At 70.2% G+C, this 17,324-nt stretch carries 15 protein-coding genes, 1 tRNA gene and 1 pseudogene; 8 read left to right on the forward strand and 9 right to left on the reverse strand.

The features are described 5' to 3' along the window. The first annotated feature begins 67 nt into the window (after nucleotides 1-67). Both ML01_RS22370 and ML01_RS31485 read left to right on the forward strand, forming a co-directional pair. Nucleotides 68-352, forward strand: coding sequence for a type II toxin-antitoxin system ParD family antitoxin (locus ML01_RS22370; RefSeq protein WP_058557613.1), 285 nt, complete (start codon nucleotides 68-70; stop codon nucleotides 350-352). Between the two features lie 27 nt (nucleotides 353-379). Further along, nucleotides 380-505: pseudogene (locus ML01_RS31485) on the forward strand (type II toxin-antitoxin system RelE/ParE family toxin); the annotation flags it as partial. A gap of 167 nt (nucleotides 506-672) precedes the next feature. Here the strand turns inward: ML01_RS31485 and ML01_RS30820 are convergent. Both ML01_RS30820 and ML01_RS22380 read right to left on the reverse strand, forming a co-directional pair. Next, nucleotides 673-1,092 carry a hypothetical protein gene (locus tag ML01_RS30820; RefSeq protein WP_156427919.1) on the reverse strand — a complete coding sequence of 140 codons (420 nt, stop codon included), beginning with the start codon at nucleotides 1,090-1,092 and terminating at the stop codon, nucleotides 673-675. Between the two features lie 97 nt (nucleotides 1,093-1,189). After that, nucleotides 1,190-4,858 (reverse strand): SUMF1/EgtB/PvdO family nonheme iron enzyme, encoded by a 3,669-nt coding sequence (locus ML01_RS22380; protein ID WP_058557615.1) that lies wholly within the window; start codon nucleotides 4,856-4,858, stop codon nucleotides 1,190-1,192. A gap of 273 nt (nucleotides 4,859-5,131) precedes the next feature. On the opposite strand from ML01_RS22380, the gene ML01_RS22385 reads away from it, so the two are divergent. Beyond that, entirely contained in the window at nucleotides 5,132-5,317 is a 186-nt protein-coding gene (locus ML01_RS22385; RefSeq protein ID WP_058557616.1) for a hypothetical protein, read from the forward strand. A gap of 525 nt (nucleotides 5,318-5,842) precedes the next feature. Here ML01_RS22385 and rlmB read toward each other — a convergent pair. After that, nucleotides 5,843-6,610, reverse strand: coding sequence for a 23S rRNA (guanosine(2251)-2'-O)-methyltransferase RlmB (gene rlmB, locus ML01_RS22390; RefSeq protein WP_058557617.1), 768 nt, complete (start codon nucleotides 6,608-6,610; stop codon nucleotides 5,843-5,845). A 72-nt stretch (nucleotides 6,611-6,682) separates the two neighbouring features. Beyond that, the gene (gene rnr / locus ML01_RS22395) at nucleotides 6,683-9,412 is read right to left on the reverse strand and encodes a ribonuclease R (protein ID WP_082674557.1); all 2,730 of its coding nucleotides are present in this window, start codon (nucleotides 9,410-9,412) and stop codon (nucleotides 6,683-6,685) included. Nucleotides 9,413-9,528: 116 nt separating this feature from the next. Between rnr and ML01_RS22400 the strand changes: the two genes are divergently transcribed. After that, nucleotides 9,529-9,615: transfer RNA gene (locus tag ML01_RS22400), tRNA-Leu, on the forward strand. Nucleotides 9,616-9,726: 111 nt separating this feature from the next. Here ML01_RS22400 and ML01_RS29205 read toward each other — a convergent pair. The 3 genes from ML01_RS29205 to ML01_RS22410 form a co-directional block, all read right to left on the reverse strand. Then, entirely contained in the window at nucleotides 9,727-9,942 is a 216-nt protein-coding gene (locus tag ML01_RS29205; protein WP_156427920.1) for a hypothetical protein, read from the reverse strand. Between the two features lie 50 nt (nucleotides 9,943-9,992). Continuing rightward, nucleotides 9,993-10,907 carry a bile acid:sodium symporter family protein gene (locus tag ML01_RS22405; RefSeq protein WP_058557618.1) on the reverse strand — a complete coding sequence of 305 codons (915 nt, stop codon included), beginning with the start codon at nucleotides 10,905-10,907 and terminating at the stop codon, nucleotides 9,993-9,995. Nucleotides 10,908-11,095: 188 nt separating this feature from the next. Beyond that, the gene (locus tag ML01_RS22410; RefSeq protein WP_058557619.1) at nucleotides 11,096-11,782 is read right to left on the reverse strand and encodes an HAD family hydrolase; all 687 of its coding nucleotides are present in this window, start codon (nucleotides 11,780-11,782) and stop codon (nucleotides 11,096-11,098) included. Nucleotides 11,783-12,024: 242 nt separating this feature from the next. On the opposite strand from ML01_RS22410, the gene ML01_RS22415 reads away from it, so the two are divergent. Continuing rightward, entirely contained in the window at nucleotides 12,025-12,306 is a 282-nt protein-coding gene (locus ML01_RS22415) for a hypothetical protein (protein WP_058557620.1), read from the forward strand. Between the two features lie 88 nt (nucleotides 12,307-12,394). Here the strand turns inward: ML01_RS22415 and ML01_RS22420 are convergent, their stop codons facing one another. Both ML01_RS22420 and ML01_RS22425 read right to left on the reverse strand, forming a co-directional pair. Then, the gene (locus tag ML01_RS22420; RefSeq protein WP_058557621.1) at nucleotides 12,395-12,757 is read right to left on the reverse strand and encodes a hypothetical protein; all 363 of its coding nucleotides are present in this window, start codon (nucleotides 12,755-12,757) and stop codon (nucleotides 12,395-12,397) included. A 34-nt stretch (nucleotides 12,758-12,791) separates the two neighbouring features. Beyond that, nucleotides 12,792-13,427 (reverse strand): ParA family protein, encoded by a 636-nt coding sequence (locus tag ML01_RS22425; RefSeq protein ID WP_058557622.1) that lies wholly within the window; start codon nucleotides 13,425-13,427, stop codon nucleotides 12,792-12,794. 216 nt (nucleotides 13,428-13,643) lie between these two features. Between ML01_RS22425 and hemF the strand changes: the two genes are divergently transcribed. The 3 genes from hemF to ML01_RS22440 all read left to right on the forward strand — a co-directional run. Continuing rightward, on the forward strand, nucleotides 13,644-14,585 hold the full coding sequence (gene hemF, locus ML01_RS22430) for an oxygen-dependent coproporphyrinogen oxidase (RefSeq protein ID WP_058557623.1): 942 nt from the start codon (nucleotides 13,644-13,646) through the stop codon (nucleotides 14,583-14,585). A 141-nt stretch (nucleotides 14,586-14,726) separates the two neighbouring features. Then, the gene (locus tag ML01_RS22435; RefSeq protein WP_058557624.1) at nucleotides 14,727-16,067 is read left to right on the forward strand and encodes a hypothetical protein; all 1,341 of its coding nucleotides are present in this window, start codon (nucleotides 14,727-14,729) and stop codon (nucleotides 16,065-16,067) included. Further along, the coding region (locus ML01_RS22440; protein WP_058557625.1) for a tetratricopeptide repeat protein at nucleotides 16,064-17,324 on the forward strand (1,261 nt) is incomplete at its 3' end. The genes ML01_RS22435 and ML01_RS22440, both read left to right, overlap by 4 nt.

The following is a 17,324-nucleotide window of genomic DNA, read 5'->3' on the forward strand; positions in this document are numbered from 1 at the left end:
AGCCAGGCGGTATGTTTTTTGACAGAAATCGCCTGATGACCCGCCTGGAGTCGAAAGGTACCCATCCATGGCAAACGTCGAGAAACTCAGCATCGCCTTGACCCCGGAGATGGCCAGGCTGGTTCGTGTCGCCGTCGAGAGCGGCGAGTACGCGAGCAACAGCGAGGTCGTTCGGGATGCCCTGCGGGAATGGGAGCAGAGACGCGCACTTCGGCAACCGGACATCGAGGATATGCGACGGTTCTGGACCGAGGGGCTTGCCAGCGGTCCCGGGCGTTTCGAAGACATCGAGGCAATCAAAGCAGAGGCGCGGCGCCGACTAGACGAGCAGCAGCGATCCGGCAACCGCTGAGCATATCGATCAGGCTGGCGACGGAACATGGCTGCCCTTCGCCGTACCGCCAGGGCCGAGGACGACCTCGTCGAGATCTGGCTCTACATCGCTGCCGACAACCCGGACGCCGCAGACCGACTGCTTGAAGAGATCGACCGCAAGTGCCTCCTCCTGGCCGCGAATCCCCTCCTCGGCCGCGCCCGCCCCGACATTGCCCCCCCAACTTCGCTACCTGCCGGTCGGCAACTATCTCATCCTCTATCGTGCTCTATCGTGCTCTATCGAAAGGCATCGAGGTCGTCCGCGTCGTCCACGGCGCGCGTCGGCTGGACGGACTGTTACGACAGCGCCGCGGCCGGCGGGCCGGCGCTCACCCGGTGCCAGCCGCCGAAGAGCCTGCCCACCTCCGCCAGCATGGCGGCCGCGTGCTTGTACTGCCCGCCGGTGAGCCAGCCCCGATGCACGGCGAGCCGCAGGTAGAGCCGCAGCCGTGCCAGGGCCTCGTCGGCCGCATGCAGGTGTTCCGTCTGGTGCCGAGGCTCCGCCTCGGCACCGCGTTCGCCGGCTCTGCCGGCAGTGAACGTCCCGGGCGGCAGAGCCGCGGGAAGGCGTGCCGAGGCAGAGCCTCGGCACGAGGGCAGCAGCCGCCGCGTGAAGTCGTGGCGGTGGGCGCGCGGAACCTCGTGGGTGGCGGGCAGCAGCCAGGACAGCAGGTGGAAAGTGCGGGAGAAGATCGGCATCTGTCGTGGCTCGCGCATGCGGGGGTCTCTACGGCAACCCTCGCGTACACGAGAACGCCGCCCGTCACCCCATCGACGACGACGTCAGAGGGACAGAGATCAGAGGGGACAGAGATCAGAGGTATGGGGACCAGGCGACCCGGAAGCCGACGTCGTAGAGGCGGCTGCCGGGGTTGCTTCTGTAGCGCATGGCGCAACGCAGGAGGTCGCAAGAGAGGCCGAACGAGCCGCCGCGCAACACCCGCCGCCGGTCGCCGGGTGCCTGGCGATCCTCCCGCTCGGCGTCATCCGGATCGTAAGGGTAGGGGAAATCCGGCGTGTCTTCCTGCCTGCCCCAGAGGCTGCGGGTCCACTCCCAAACGTTGCCCGACAGATCCTCGCACGCAACGGGGCTCCGGCCCGCGGGGAAGCAGCCGACCGGGCAGGCACCACCGATGCGGGTGTCCGAACCGTTGGCCCGCGTCGCGTCGAAGTCGTCGCCCCAGGGATAGACGCGACCGTGCGCGTCGGCGCGGTCCTCGCCGCCGCGCGCGGCCTTCTCCCACTCGGCCTCGGACGGCAGCCCGGGGTTGACGGCGCGCTCCGCAATGGCCTTCCAGAAGCGGTACGCGGCCTGCCCCTCCGGCGCCCCATCGATGCGTGCCTCGAGCCGCTCCACGCGGCGGCCGGCTTGCGTGCGCATCTGCTGCGCCAGCCAGTCGATATAGGCCGACGCCTGTGCGCAGCTCACGTAGACCACGGGCATCGTGGGCAGCGCGGTGCGCCAGTGCTGATCCCATGCGTCGATCGGCCAGCGCTCGCGAACATCCGCTGCCGTCAGATAGGCCCGGAACTGCCCCACCGTCACCGGCCAGCGGGCCAAGTAGAACGTCCTCAGCGCGACGGGATGTTCCGGCACGCCTTCCCGCGGGTGATAGAGCTCGTCCCACCGCGCCTGCGCCGGCGGCGTGCCCATCAGAAACCGCCCAGCCGGCACCTCCCGGAACCCGAGCATGTCGTCGTCCGGCAGGTGCCAGTGCAGCGGGTCGAAGCGCGGGTCGCCCAGGCGCGCGAGGCCTTCGGCGCAGCGGGTGCGTCGCATCGGCCTGCCCGCGTGGTCCGCGAGCACCTGCTCGAAGGAACGGCTCAGGAACCGGCGCCGTTCGCGCTGCGCCTGCCATTGCTCGGCCGTGGCGGGCTCGGGCAGCAGCGGCGGCTCGGGCGATTGCCGCGCGGCGGCCGCGGCGGGGGCGGCGGCCTCGCCCGGCTCGTCGTCGGCGTCGGGCTCGGCGCGGTCTTCCGGCACGAACCCGAGGAAGCGGTCGTCGCCCCAGAGGCGGTCGTCGGGCCGCCCGGCCTGCTCCCATGCCGCCAGGTCGCGCCGCAGCAGCCAGTCGGCGCGGAACGCCGGCTCAAGAAAGGCACGCTGCTCCGGCGTCAGCGCCTCGCCGAGGGCCGCCATCGCGTCGCGCATCTCGGCCACCTGCACCGCGGCGGCCAGGTAGCCACGGTGGCAGTCATGGGCCAGCCAGAGCTGCGTCAGCCCCGCCAGCCGGTGCTTGAGCCAGAGCTGGTCCTTGCGGGCGTCGATCCACTTGGCGAGCAGCGGCCACTCGGTGAGCAGGGCCTCGTGGGCGACCTCGATGCTCGCGACGCGCCGCGGCGGGTCGTCGGCCTGCGCCTCCGCGCTGGCCTCGGGCGCGGTGCCGCCGCTCGGGCCGTCGCTCACCAGCAGCCGTGCCTCGTCTTCGAGCAAGGCCGCGAGCCGGGCGGCGGGGCCGTCCGCGGCGCCGAGCACGGCCTTGGGCGCCCGGCAGCGGGTCGGTGGCTTGTCGAGATCCGCCACCTGCACCAGCTTGCCGAACAGCAGCGCGAGGGCCTCCTCGGCGCACTGCCCGCCGTGCGCTTCGCGAAACTTGCCGAGCGCCTGCTCGGCGCTGGCGGCGATGGCGCCCTTGGCGCCGCGCATCTTGTCCAGGCGCAGCCTGAAGTCGGCGGGCTCGAGCGCCTGCAAGCGGCGCAGCACCTCCTCGGCGGGGCACTCGGGCTGCGCCTCCGGCGCCACCAGCGCGGCCAGGGTGTGGGCCATCATGGCGAGCGCGCCGGGCTCGTCGCCTGTATCCAGGACGATCTCGGCGGCGACGTCGGCGGGAAACCGGATGCCGGCCAGGCGGGCGGGCTCCAGGATCATCCTCTCCCGCTCCGCCTGGCTTGGCATCGGCAGGGCGTAACGGGCCTGGTTGAACAGCGCCGCCAGCGCCGGGGTGTCGCTGACGCGGGACGCGAATTCCCGACGCATGGTGACGACGACGCGCGCCCGCTCCTCAGCGGCTGCGTCGGACAGCAGGGCGACGAAGGGCTCCCAGGGCCAGGGCGGCCCGTCGGCGGCCCCGTCTGCGGCCCCGTCTGCGGCGGGCATCGTAAACAGCTCTTCGAACTGGTCCACGAACAGCAGCAGCCGGGCGCCCTGAGGACGACCGGCAAGGGCCTGTCGCAGGACGTCTGCGAAGCCGCCCACCGGGCGTCGTAGCTGATCAACGAGCGGGCCTGGATTCGGCCAATGCCCCTTGAGCTGCGGATGCGCCGATAACTGGGTGGCCAGTTCGTTGAACGGTCGATCCGTGGGCACGAAGCGCACCGCCAACCAGTGCTCGGAGCCTTCGATCGCGCCGCCGCGGGCCAGGCGCGGCAGCAAGCCGGCCCAGACCAGCGACGACTTGCCGGAGCCCGAGGCCCCCTCGACGGCGACGAACCGGGTCCGCGGGTTGCGCAGCAGCTTCATCAGCGCGTCGACGTGCCGGCCGCGGCCCTTAAAGACGAGGGCGTAGTCATCCGTCAGGGGCAGCAGCCCGCGGAACGGGGAGCCGGCCATCCAGCGCTCCGCACCGGCCGTGTCCGTCTCGCCGGCGCCCGGCGCGGCGCTCAGCGCCGGGAGCAGTGCCTCGACCGGTCCGGCCAGATCGCCGGCGAGGCGATCGGCCAGCCTGGCGATCTCGTCCTGGTGGTAGGCGATACAGGTCAGGCCATGGGTCTGGCCCGGCAGCGCGTGCGCTGTGGCCCCATCAAGCAGCGCGTCGGCCCAGGTCCGGAATTGCCTGGCGGCCTCCGTGGCCGCGTCGAGCGCGACGGGGTCGTCGAAGTCCCGTGCGTTGGGAGCACAGTCACGCCAGTTGCGGCGATAGACGATGGCGGGGGCGGAGGCGGCAGTGGCCGAATCCTCGGCCGCAGCGCAGCGCGCGCGGAACCCCTCCCAGCAGCGCTGCGTCTGCCGCGCCTGCTCGCTGCCGGGCGCGCCCAGCGTGCAGCCGAGCACGGCGATGACCAGGGCGGCATCCGGGTCGAGCGCGGGGTGCTCGGCGTCGGCGGCCGAGATCGCGACCTGAAACGCCCCCGGCATCCGCAGCTCGGCCGCGAGCCCTTGCAGGCGCTTGCAAAGCTCTGCTGCCTCGTGGGTGGCGTCCGGGGTGACAAGGACTTGGACGCGGAGGGTCTTGGCCGGTGGCGGCGCTGTCTCGGCATCCAGGGGCAGGGCCGGTTCGGTGCCGCTCGTATCGCCGAGGCGATAATGATCGCGGGGCTTCACCAGCTTTTTGAGCTCGGGCTTGTTCTCGACCGCCGTCAACACCTTGCGCTGCAAGCGGGGCTGCGGCCTGTTGACGGCCTCGTCCCGATAGCCTCGCAGCGTCTTGGCGTCCACGCCCGACAGATCCGCGAAGCCTTCCATGGTCACACCGGCGTCCTCGATGCTGCGCAACAGCTCGGCGATCTTGTGGGGATCGAGCTTGTCCCCTTGCCTTGCGCTCATATTCGGCCTCCGGCAAACAGCAGACGCGGCAAAGACTTCAGCGAACACTGCGGCGCAATCTTACCCCAAGGCACGGGTCATCCCCGATGGCTTGGGCAAGCGGCGCGTGCTTGGAAGACGCAAGCCCGCATCATGGCCACAAATTTTCCGGAATCTCCCGTTTGGCCGGACTTTCCCGCGGCGGGAGGAACGGGAGCCGGCAAACTCCCGTACAGCAGGCGCAAGTGCGTGTATTCGTTAAAGCGTGCTCAACGACAACCGCCGAGGCCCGCCATGCTCGACCTGATGCTCCTCCTCACCGCCGCCTACATCACCTGCTACGTCCTGCTCGGCCTGCTGCACCTGGTCCCCGAGCACCGGCTGCCCCTGCCCGAGGACCACCGCCACCGCCTGATGGGGTTGCTGCACCTGCTGATCGCCATCGCGCTGCTGGTGAAGCAGTTGCCGCCGGGGCATTGAGGCCTTGATTGCCGGCTGGGCAGGCGGCGCCGCCGGGGGAGCGGCGTGCGCGCCGCCAATCGCCGCGGAGCCGATCGGCGCGGATCGCGCCGGGGACGGCGCTCCCACGGGCGACGACGCGCCCAGGCCGGCGGCGCTGCGCACAGTCCGCGGCAATTTTCTCGCAGAGGCGGTCGGTGGGGGACTCGAAGTCGCAGTGGCCGGCACCGGCGATGGGCGCCACGTGCGCGCGTGCCGTCGCGGTATCGACAGGCTTCGCGTTGCCGTTCGCGTTGCAGTTGGTCGGAGCGCCGGTGAGCGCGACGAGCGGTTTCTCGAGCTTGCGGGCGGCGCCGACGCCTGGTCTGCGCGGACCCCGACGGCGCCGTCGGTGCCCACCGGCAGGCGATCATCGCCGACGCCGCCGCGGCCGCGTCCGCGCTGCTCGGCGGCACCGCCGGTGGACGGCTTTGGGGCGCAACGGCGGCTCGTTCGGGGCGGCCATTATGACCGACGCGCTGCCCGTGACCGGCTCGCCGCGGACGCTCAGGCCGGCCGCTGCTCGCGCTGCCGCAGCGCCTCGTACAGGCACACGCCGGCGGCGACGGAGACGTTCAAGCTCTCCACGCGCCCGCGCATCGGCAGGTGCACCAGCAGGTCGCAATGCTCGCGGGTGAGTCGGCGCATGCCGGTGCCCTCGGCCCCGAGCACGATGCCGATGGGGCCGCGCAGGTCCGCTTGAAACAGGCCCTGCGCCGCGTCGTCGGCGGTGCCGATGAGCCAGACCCCGGCGTCCTTCAGCCGCTCCAGCGTGCGGGCGAGGTTGGTCACCTGCACGAAGGGCACGGACTCGGCGGCCCCGCTCGCGACCTTGACCGCCACCGGCGTGAGCCCGACCGCCTTGTCTTTGGGGGCGACGACGGCGTCGGCGCCGGCGCCATCGGCGCTGCGCAGACAGGCACCCAGGTTGTGCGGGTCGGTGACGCCGTCCAGGATCAGCAGCAGCGGCGGATGGTCGAGCCCGGCGAGCAGCGCGTCCAGGTCCTGCACCGGCCGGCTCGCCGGGCCCTGCACCCAGGCGATGGCGCCCTGGTGGTTGGCACCGCCCGCGGCCGCATCCAGCGCCTCGCGGTCCACTTGGCGCACCGGGATGCCGGCCTCGCGCGCCAGCGCGGCGAGCTCGGCGAGCCGGCGATCGCGCCGGCGGCGGTCGAGCCACAGCTCCGCCGCCTGGCCGGCACCGAACTTGAGCGCGCTGCGGGCGCTGTTGATGCCGGCGGCGGGCGTGGCGGCAGGGGGAGAGGGCGCGCTCACGGGGTCATGCGGTCATGGGGCCGGGCGCCGTCGGCGGCAGTACCGAGCTGCCGGTGATGGCGCCCAGGCGCGTCATGGCGCCTCAGGCGCGGCCTTGCGCTTGCGCCGCGGGCGTGAGCGCTTCTTCGCGGCGGGCGCTTCGCCCGGCTTGGCGCCCTCTCCGCCCTGCTCTGCGCCCTGCTCTGCGCCCTGCGGTGCACTCTGGGTCTTCGGGTCCTGCGCCTGAGCAGGTTGTCCGTTACCACCCTGTCCCTTAGCAGCCTGTCCCTTAGCAGCTTGTCCCTTAGCAGCCTGTCCGTTAGCAGCCTGTCCGTTAGCAGCTTGTCCCTCAGCACCCTGTCCCTTAGCAGCTTGTCCGTTAGCAGCCTGTCCCTTCGCCGCTTGTCCCTGAGCACCCGGTCCCCGACCGCCCTTGGGTTTCCGGCCACGCGGCCGGGCCGGATTGGCGCCTTCGGCACCCTGCTCTGCGCCCTGCGGTGCACCCTGACCCTGCGGACCCTGCGCCTGGGGCGCTTGTCCCTGGTGAGCTTGTCCCTGAGCACCTTGTCCTTGAGCACCTTGTCCCTGAGCACCCGATCCCCGACCGCCCTTGGGCTTCCGGCCGCCCGGCCGGGCCTGCTCGGCGAGCACGAAGTCGATCTTGCGATCGTCCAGATTCACGGCCGCGACCCTGACCCGCAACCGGTCGCCGAGCCGATACACCTGCCCGGTGCGCTGACCGGTCAGGCGATGGCCGACGGGGTCGAAGTGGTAGTAGTCGTTGTCGAGCGCCGTGATGTGCACGAGGCCGTCGACGTAGATCTGGTCCAGCTCCACGAACAGGCCGAAGCCCTGCACGCTGGTGATGGTGCCGTCGAGCTCCTCGCCGAGCTTGTCGCGCATGTACTCGCATTTGAGCCAGCTCTCGGCGTCGCGGGTGGCCTCGTCGGCGCGGCGCTCGGTGCCGGAGCAGACGTCGGCGATCTGCTGGAGCCCGGGCTTGGAGTACTCCAGGTCCGCCGCCGTGCCGCCAGCCAGCATGTGCTTGATGATGCGGTGGACGATGAGGTCCGGGTAGCGGCGGATGGGTGAGGTGAAGTGCGTGTAGGCGTCGTACGCGAGGCCGAAGTGGCCGACGTTGTCCGAGCTGTACATCGCCTGCTGCATGGACCGGAGCAGCACGGTCTGGATCAGGTGCGCATCCGCGCGGCCCTGCACGGTGCTCAGCACCGTCGCATAGTCCTGCGCCGTGGGCTTTTCACCGCCCGGCAGGTTGAGGCCGAGCTCGGCGAGGAACTCGCGCAGGTCGGCGAGCTTTTCCTTTTTGGGCGTCTCGTGAATGCGGTACAGCGCCGGCATCTTCTTGCGCTCGAAGTGCCGCGCGGCGGCGACGTTGGCGGCGAGCATGCACTCCTCGATGAGGCGGTGCGCGTCGTTGCGCTGCACGGGCGCGATGCGCTCGATGCGTCGCGCCTCGTTGAAGATGAACTTGGTCTCGGTGGTGTCGAAGTCGATGGCACCGCGCTGGACGCGGGCCTCGTGCAGGGCCTTGAACAGCGCGTGCAGCTCGTGCAACTGCGGCAGCCGCTCGGCATGGCGCTCGGCCAGCTCCGGGTCGTCGCCGTCGAGCAGCGTGGCCACCTGGTCGTAGGTGAAGCGGGCGTGGGAGCGCATCACCGCCTCGAAGAAGCGCGAGCGCGTCACCTTGCCCTCGCGATTCACGTACAGCTCGCAGGTCATGCAGAGCCGATCCACCTGCGGGTTGATGGAGCAGAGCCCGTTGGAGAGCACCTCCGGCAGCATCGGAATGACGCGATCCGGGAAGTACACCGAGTTGCCGCGCTTGGCGGCCTCTTGGTCCAGCGCGCTGCCGGGCGTCACGTAGGCCGACACGTCGGCGATGGCCACCAAGAGCCGCCAGCCCTTGGGCTTGCGCTCGCAGTACACCGCATCATCGAAGTCGCGGGCGTCGGCGCCGTCGATGGTGACCAGCGCCAGCTCGCGCAGATCGGTGCGGCCGACCTTGGCGTGCTCCGGCACCTCTTCACCAAGCCCGGCGATCTCGGCCAGCACCGCTTCGGGCCAGTCCACGGGCAGATCATGGGCGCGGATCGAGATGTCCGTTTCCATGCCGGGGCCCATGTGATCGCCCAGCACCTCGACGATGCGCCCGATGGGCGGCGTGCGCTGGGTGGGCTGATCGGTGATCTCGGCGACGACGATCTGGCCGCGCTGCGCCTGCAGCAATCGGTCGCTCGGGATGATGACCTCGTGGGTCATGCGCTTGTTGTCCGGCACCACCAGACCGACGCCGCTGTCGGAGTAGAGCCGGCCGACGACGGTCCTGGTGCTGCGCTCCAGGATCTCGACGATGGAGCCCTCCAGCCGGCCGCGCCGGTCTTGCCCCGTGACGCGGGCGACGACGCGGTCGCCGTGGAAGACGGCCCGCATCTCTTTGGGATACAGGTAGAGGTCGTCGCCGCCCTCATCCGGCTTCACGAAGCCGAAGCCGTCCGGGTGCGCGATGATGCGCCCGGCGACGAGGTCGCGCTTGTTCACCAGGCAGTAAGCGTCGCGGCGGTTACGGACGAGCTGCCCGTCGCGGACCATGGCGCCCAGGCGTCGCTCAAGGGCGGTCAGGTCCTCTTCCCCGGAGAGCCCCAAGGCGTCCGCGACCTCCTGGAACTCCATCGGGGCTGCGTGCGTGGTCAGCGTTTCGAGGATGAACTCGCGACTCGGAATGGGGTTGTCGTACTTTTTGGCTTCGCGCTGGCGATGGGGATCCTGCGCCTTCGCGGATTGGGCCGATTTGCGTCGTGCCACGGGTTACCTGCCACTGTCTAAAGCTCGCTAGTGTAGCGTTGACAGGGCCTCGCTGTCTCACTATGATTCCCGAGCTTCGCAGGCCCGCATCGTTCGCGGCTCACTGCGCGCCCCCTGCCGAGGTGGCGGAATTGGTAGACGCGCATGGTTCAGGTCCATGTCTGGGAAACCAGGTGGAGGTTCAAGTCCTCTCCTCGGCACCATCTCACGGCGCCGCCCCGCTTACCCGCGGAGCGAGCTCCCGACAAAAAACGCTGCCCTAGGGCAGCGTTTTTCGTTTCCGCCGGCCAATTATCGCCCGGCGTCGCCCGTGCTCAGCGCCGCCGCGCCGCGGTGCGGCCACGGCGTTGCAACTGCGGTGCGGCCCGCACCACGACCTGCTGCCGACGCGAGCGCTGCACCGCGCGCAGTTGCCAGACGCACAATGCAATGGCGGAGCCGCAGAGCAGCAGGATCTGCAGGCTGTTGAAGTTGGTGTAGTCCATCGGATGCTGAGCCTCGCTGTTACCGCCGGCGGCGCCGGCCTGCAAGACATGATCGAGGCAATGTCCCCGGTCATCAACAGGCAACGCGCACGGAATCAGCGCCCGGCCAACGGCGGGGGCGTGCGCCGGGACCACCAGGCCGCCAGCACCGAGCCCGAGAGGTTGTGCCAGATCGAGAACAGCGCCGCCGGAATGGCGGCGGCGGCCGAGAAGTGCTGCACCGCTAAGGCGACGGCGAGACCCGAATTCTGCATACCGACCTCAATGGCCAGCGTCCGCGCGGTGCGCCGATCCCGAGTCGCAAGCCAGCCGAGCCAGAAGCCCGCGGCGAGCCCAACGCCGTTGTGCAGCACCACCGCGAGCACGATCGCCCAGCCGCCGGCGCCGATGCGTGGCTGGTTCAGCGCGACGATGATCATGATGATCAGCACAATGGCCGCCACCGACACCAGCGGGAACAGTTCCTTCACCGTGCCGAGTCGCTGCCCCGCCCAAGTGTTCAGTGCCACGCCGAGCGCCACCGGCAGCAGCACGATCTTCGCAATGGACCAGAGCATGTCCCAGGCCGGCACCGGCACCTGCTGGCCGACGTAGAGCCAGGTGAGGAACGGCGTCGCAACGACGGCGAGCAGCGTGGACGCCGCCGTCAGCGTGATGGACAGCGCCACATCGCCGCGCGCAAGGAAGCAGATCACGTTCGACGCCGTGCCGCCCGGGCTCGCCCCCAGCAGCACCAGGCCGGCGATGAGCGCCGGCGGCAACCCGAGCCCATGCCCGATGGCCCAGGCCGCGAACGGCATGACGCCGAACTGCAGCGCCATGCCGAGCCCGATGCGCCCCGGCTGCCGCCACGCTTGCGCGAGCTCCCGCCAAGTGAGCGTGACGCCCATGCCGAACATGACGACACCGAGCAGCGGCACGATGGCGGGCTTGAGCGGCGCAAACCAGTCCGGTTGCCAGTAGGCGATGGCGGAGCCGAGCAGCGCCCAGAGCGGAAACAGCTTGGTCATGGACGATCGGAACAGAGGACCGAGGGCCGAGGGCCGAGGAAGCCCGTCTCGGTCGCCGCTTGGTTAGGCCTCCTTGCCGTCTTCATCGAAATCGAAATCGGTATCGAAATCGGGATCGGGATCGCGGCTCTGCTCTGCGCGCATTACGCACCGCAGAATCCGGCGTCGACTTCTTCACGAGCACTCGCTCAGTCCGGGTCGAGCCCCAGCGCATGCAGCACGCGCCACGAGAGCTCGTCCGGCGTGCGGGAGATGACCTCGGCCGGGATCTCGTGCTTGAGATGCAGGCGGTCGAAACCCTCGAACCCGTAGCAGACCATGAACGGGTGCATGCCGGTGTTGACGGCGGCGCGAAAGTCCTTCGCCTCGTCGCCGCAGGCGTAGGCGCGAGCCGGGTTGATCTCTAGCTCCTCGCGCGTGCGCCGAAAGTACGGCAGCTTGTCGTCCGACAGCGGCAGGTGCACCAGAAAGTCCAGCAGGTCCGGCTCGATGCCGTGGCGGTCGAACAGCTTTGTGAGCGTTTCCACGGGGTGATTCGTGATGTTGCGCGTGACGATGCCGACCTTGACGTCGCGCGCCGATGCCAGCCGCCGGATGAGCCGCTCCATGCCCTCGAACATGACGGCCTCCTCCCGGTAGACTTCCGTCAGCGTGTCGACGATCTTGGAGCGGGTGCCGCGGCCAAGCTGCTGGCGCAGGTTCTGCGGCATCTCCTTGAGGCCACCCAAGTACTTGAAAATGTTCCGCCGCTTCTGAAATCGGGCCAACGGGCCGATGTCCATGCCGTGATGGGAAAAGGTCTTCTCGATCGCCTTGAAGGCGTCGATGGTGGTGCCGTCAGCGTCGAGTATCACCAGACGGTCATTCGTATACATGGCATGTCCATCAACCCGCGGCGTGCGGCGAGATCGGCCGCGAGGGCGCGCGTCCACGGCGCCGGCGGCACTGTCGTTGTCATCAGCGAAACCGCGCGGATTCTCGCACATCGGCGCCGCAAAACAGCACGGAACTGGAGCGCCGCTGCTTGCATCTTCCCGCTTGTGCGCGCGCGGCCTGCCGGCCACAATCCGGCGCACCGACAGCAAGCGCGGGGGCAAGACCCGCGGGGCGCAACGATATGACGGCTAATCAACAGCATGAAGCGGGGGTCGTGCAGGCGATCCTTGAGCAACTGGAGCAACACACCCTGCCGCGGACCGTGGACATCAGAGCGCGGGTGGACGCCGGCGAGCGGCTCGCGGACAGCGACACGCAGTTCCTGGAGGAGGTTCTCCAAGGCCTGCGGCGCGACGGGCCCTACGTGCAGCACCACCCGGAATGGGAGCCGCTCTACTCCCGCATCATCGACCTCTACGACCAGATCACGCGCAGGGCGCTGGAGAACGAGCAGCGGCGCTGAGCATCGCCAAAGAAGACACGGATTGATTGGACATCCTGCCCAACAATCGGACCCGCTGTTTCGCTGCCCGCTTCGGCGCGACGCCCGCTCAGAACAACCGGCGACGCAATAGATAGATCGACACCCCGGCCAGCACCGCCACGCCGACGGCCCGCACCGCGGGCTTGCGCGCGAGCACCCTGGCGACGGCCACAACGGTGCTGCCCGCGGCGCGCAGCGGATGCTGGGGCGCGGCGGCGACGGCACCCTCCTCGGCACAGGGCGTGGGCCGGTCGGCCTGCCAATGCCGGGCGACGCGTTCGGCCTCGGCGATGCCCTCCGCCGCAGCGGCCGGTGCCGGGGCCGGCACCGCGTCGGGTTCCTGCTTATCGGGCTCGCCGTCGAAACCGTGCGGCGGCGCGGCCTTGGTGCGCTGCTCCGGGTCGAGGCTGAGCTTGGCGCGTCTGGTCATGGCCTTGTCCTCGGCTGGGGTTGGTGGCGGCCGTTCACAGGCCGAGCCGCGGCTTGACCGCCCGCCACAGCGCGTCGATCTCCGCCGCGGCCTTGCCGTGGGCCTCGAATTCCACCACCGCATGGCCGTCGATCAGCGCATGGCTGAAGGCGGCGCGCTGGCTGACGGCTACCGGACAGACCGACACCGGATAGGCGCCCAACGCCTCGCGTGCCTCGGCGACGATCCGCGTCTCGTGGCCGAGCAGCGGCGGCGGGCAGGCGTTGAGCACGATCTCCGCGGGCACGCTGAGGCCCGCCACCAGCGCCGTCGTGATGCCGATGGCGTCCAGGTCCAGGATCGCCGGGCGGGTCGGGATCAGCACCGCGTCGGAGCACTCGGCGCAGGCGCGGGACTGCTCGGAGCTGTGCGGCGCCGTATCGACAATCACCAGGTCGAAGCCGCGCGCCCGCGCCTCGGCCTGCATGCCGGGCAGCTCCGTACCCTGCCCCTGCACCAGCGCGGGCACCTCCGCCTGCCGGCGCTGCCACCAGGCCCCGGCGCTGCCCTGCGGGTCCGTGTCGATGAGCAGCACGCTCCGCCCGTCGCGCAGCGCCTGCACGGCGAGGTGAATGCCGAGCGTGGTCTTGCCGGTGCCGCCCTTCTGCGCAATGAGGCTGAGCGTCTTCATAGCTTGAGTATTGACCACGGGTTTGCGGGCTGTCGAGGCAAGCCCCGCCGGACAGCGAAAATGCCGGGCAAGATCAGGCGGCGACCCTCGCCCCCGGCAGGCATTTCGCCGTGCAAGGCCCCCCGACTACCCGAAGAATCCCGCGGCATTCCGGCCCTCGCCCGCGCCGGTGCTTGGTTACCATGCGACCCCACACCGCCGCGCCCCGGAGGCGACATGCCCGACCTGCCCGACACCGACGCCGTTCGCGCCTATCTGCTCGACCTGCAGGAGCGCATCTGCGCGGACCTCGCCGGCGAGGACGGCGCGGCCGACTTCCGCGAGGACGCCTGGGAGCGCCCCGGCGGCGGCGGCGGGCGCTCGCGCGTCATCGAGGGCGGTGCCGTGTTCGAGAAGGGCGGCATCAACTTCTCCGACGTGCAGGGCGAGCGGCTGCCGGCCTCGGCCAGCGCCGCGCGGCCGGAGCTGGCGGGCCGCGGCTTTCGCGCCATGGGCGTGTCCTTGGTCATGCACCCGCGGAACCCCTTCGTGCCGACGTCGCACATGAACGTGCGCTTCTTCATCGCCGAAAAGCCCGGCGAGCCGGCGGTGTGGTGGTTCGGCGGCGGCTTCGATCTCACGCCGTACTACGGCAACGACGAGGACGTGATCCACTGGCATCGCACCGCGCGCGCCGCCTGCGAGGGCTTCGGCGACGCCGGCGAGACCTCGGATGAGCTGCACGGGCGGCTCAAGCGCGCCTGCGACGAGTACTTCTATCTCAAGCACCGCCAGGAGCCCCGCGGCGTCGGCGGGCTCTTCTTCGACGATCTCAACGCCTGGGGCTTCGCGCGCTGCTTCGCGTTCATGCAGAGCATCGCCGAGCACTATGTGCCCGCCTACCGCCCCATCGTCGCCCGCCGCAAGGGGCTCCACTACGGCGATGCGGAGCGCGACTTCCAGCGCTATCGGCGCGGCCGCTACGTCGAGTTCAACCTGGTCTACGACCGCGGCACCCTGTTCGGCCTGCAATCCGGCGGGCGCACCGAGTCCATCCTCATGTCCCTGCCGCCGGAGGTGAGCTTCCGCTACGACTGGCACCCGGCGCCCGACAGCCCCGAGGCGGAGCTGTACGACCGCTATCTGGTGCCGCAGGATTGGCTGGAAGAGGCGCCGTGAGGGCTGGTCGCGGCTGCAGCCGCTCCCACGGGGAATCGCGGCTGAAGCCGCTCCCACGGGGAATCGCGGCTGAAGCCGCTCCCACGGAGCGCGGGCGGCCTCGCTACAATCGGGCGGTGCCCATCGTCACCGAGGCGCCCGATGTCCCAAACCACCGACCCGCTGAAAGCGCTCTACCAGAGCCTCAATGGCCGCGGCGCGCTGCCGCTGGAGCCGAGCGACCCCTATTACGTGCCGCTGCTGGAGTCCACGCCGGACAAGGACCCGATCCTGAAGCTTTGGCAGCGACTGGATTGGGCGCAATCGGAAAGCGTCAATCTGCTGACGGGCTTCCGCGGCAACGGCAAGAGCACGGAGCTGCGGCGCCTGAGGGATCTGCTCCAACGCCAAAGCGGCGCCCGCGTGTTCCTGGTGGACATGGCGGACTTCCTGTTGATGACCAAGCCGGTGGAGCTCTCGGACTTCGTGTTGTCCTTGATGACGGCGCTCGGCCAAGCGGTGGAGGCCGAGACCGACCTCAAGGCGCTCACGCACGGCTACTGGGAGCGGCTCCAGCGCTTCTTGACCTCGGATGTCCACGTGGAGAGCTTCGACCTCGACCTGCAGGTTCCGGGCGCACCGGCCAAGCTCGGCCTCAAGCTCAAGAACGAGCCCGACTTCAAGCAGCGCATCCAGGAGCACCTGCGCGGCCACCTGGCGCGGCTCATCGACGGCGCCCAAGGCTATGTCATCAGCCTGGTGCAGGCGCTGCGCAAGGAGGCACAGGATCCGGACCTGAAGGTCGTGCTGCTGGTGGACTCCGTGGAGCAGATCCGCGGCGTCGGCGCCGACGCCGGCAAGGTGCACGACAGCGTGGTCAGCCTGTTCTCGGGGCAGGCGGCGAGCCTCGGCTTTCCGATGCTGCACGTCATCTACACCGTGCCCCCCTATCTGCTGCCGTTGGCGCAAAATCTGGGCCGCACCCTGGGCGGCCACCCCATCGTCTCCTGGCCCAACGTGCATGTGAGGCACCAGGACGGCCGCGACGACCCCACGGGCCTGGCCCTGATGGAGCGCATCATCGACCGCCGCCACCCGGGCTGGTCCGACATCGTGCCGACACCCAAGCTGCGCCGGCTGGCGAAGTGCAGCGGCGGCGACCTGCGCGACTACTTCCGGCTCATCAGCGAATGTGTCGTGACGCTGCGCACGGCACGCTACACGCGGCCCGAGGCCGGGCTCGACGACGACATGGTGCGCCGCGTGGAGGAGCAGCTACGCAACGAGCTGCTGCCCATCGCCGCCGATGACGCACGCTGGCTGGCGCGCATTCACGCGACCAAAGACGCCGCGCTTCCCAGCACCGGCGAGCTGCCCGCGCTGGCGCGCTTTCTGGACGGCAACCTGATCATGAACTATCTGAACGGCGAGCCCTGGTACGACGTTCACCCGCTGCTGGTGGACGCGATCCGGGGCGTCTTGGCGGACGAGGCCGACCATTGATCGGCGACGCGCACGCGCGCTCGGCGCTCGCCCCCGACGGCGAGGCCGCCTGGCTCAGGTTCAAACTGCACCTCGATTGGCTGGACAGCTTCGACCTGATCTTTATTTTCACCGCCCATCCGGCCGTGGTGCGCGTGTTGCGCGAACGCCTCGCGGCCATCTATCGGGCCCGCGTCACCGGGCTCGCAACGCCGACTCCGAAGAACCACGACGAGCTGCTGCACCGCGTCCTGCCCTGGCTGCTGCAGCCACCGAGCTATCAGCAGGCGCTGCACGCGCCGGTGTGGCTGGACCTGACCCACACGCCCGCAGGCATGGACGCCGCGGACTGGCAGCAGGCACGGCTCAACTTTCTCGCCCGGCTCAACGAGCGCCGCGAGCCGCTGCGCCACGCCCTCACGCGCCCGCTGATCCTGGTGCTGCCGCTGGCCGAGAAGGCGCGCATCAAGGCCCTGGCGCCGGACCTTTGGGCGATCCGCCGCTTCAGCATCGAGACCGGCAATTGGCTCGCCGCCGACACCGCCGAGCCCCCGCCCACCCGCCCCCCGGAGGCCCCCACCCCCTTCCCGCTCGGCGCCACGGAGCAGGCGCTGGTGGACGAATGGCGGCGCGTGCGGGACAAGGCCGAGCCGGACCGCGGCGCGCTCGCCGCCGCGGATCGGGCCGTCGATGCCCTGCGCCGCTGCGGGCAGATCACGGAAGCGGCCGAGGCCGCCGTCTGGATGGTCGAAGCCGCCCGGCAGCGGGTCCTCAAGCAGCCGGATGATGCAGAGGCGCTGCGCGATCTGTCCGTCTCGCTCGACAACGTCGGCAACACGGATCAGGCCCTCGGCGACTTCGAGGCGTCGCGCGCGGCCTTCGCGGAGTCGCTGGAGATCTGCCGGCGCATCCTCGCGCGCGTGGGCGAGACGCCAGAGGCGCTGCGCGATCTGTCCATCTCGCTGAACAACGTCGGCGACACCGATCGGGCCCTCGGCGACTTCGAGGCGGCGCGCGCGGCCTTTGCGGAGTCGCTGGACATCCGCCGGCGCATCCTCGCGCGCGTCGGCGAGACGCCAGAGGCGCTGCGCGACCTGTCCGTCTCGCTCGACAACGTCGGCAAGATGGATCAGGCCCTCGGCGACTTCGAGGCGGCGCGCGCGGCCTTCGCGGAGTCGCTGGACATCCGCCGGCGCATCCTCGCGCGCGTCGGCGAGACGCCAGAGGCGCTGCGCGACCTGTCCGTCTCGCTCGACAACGTCGGCAACACCGATCGGG

Source organism: Thiohalocapsa sp. ML1, assembly GCF_001469165.1.
Taxonomy (GTDB): Bacteria; Pseudomonadota; Gammaproteobacteria; order Chromatiales; family Chromatiaceae; genus Thiohalocapsa.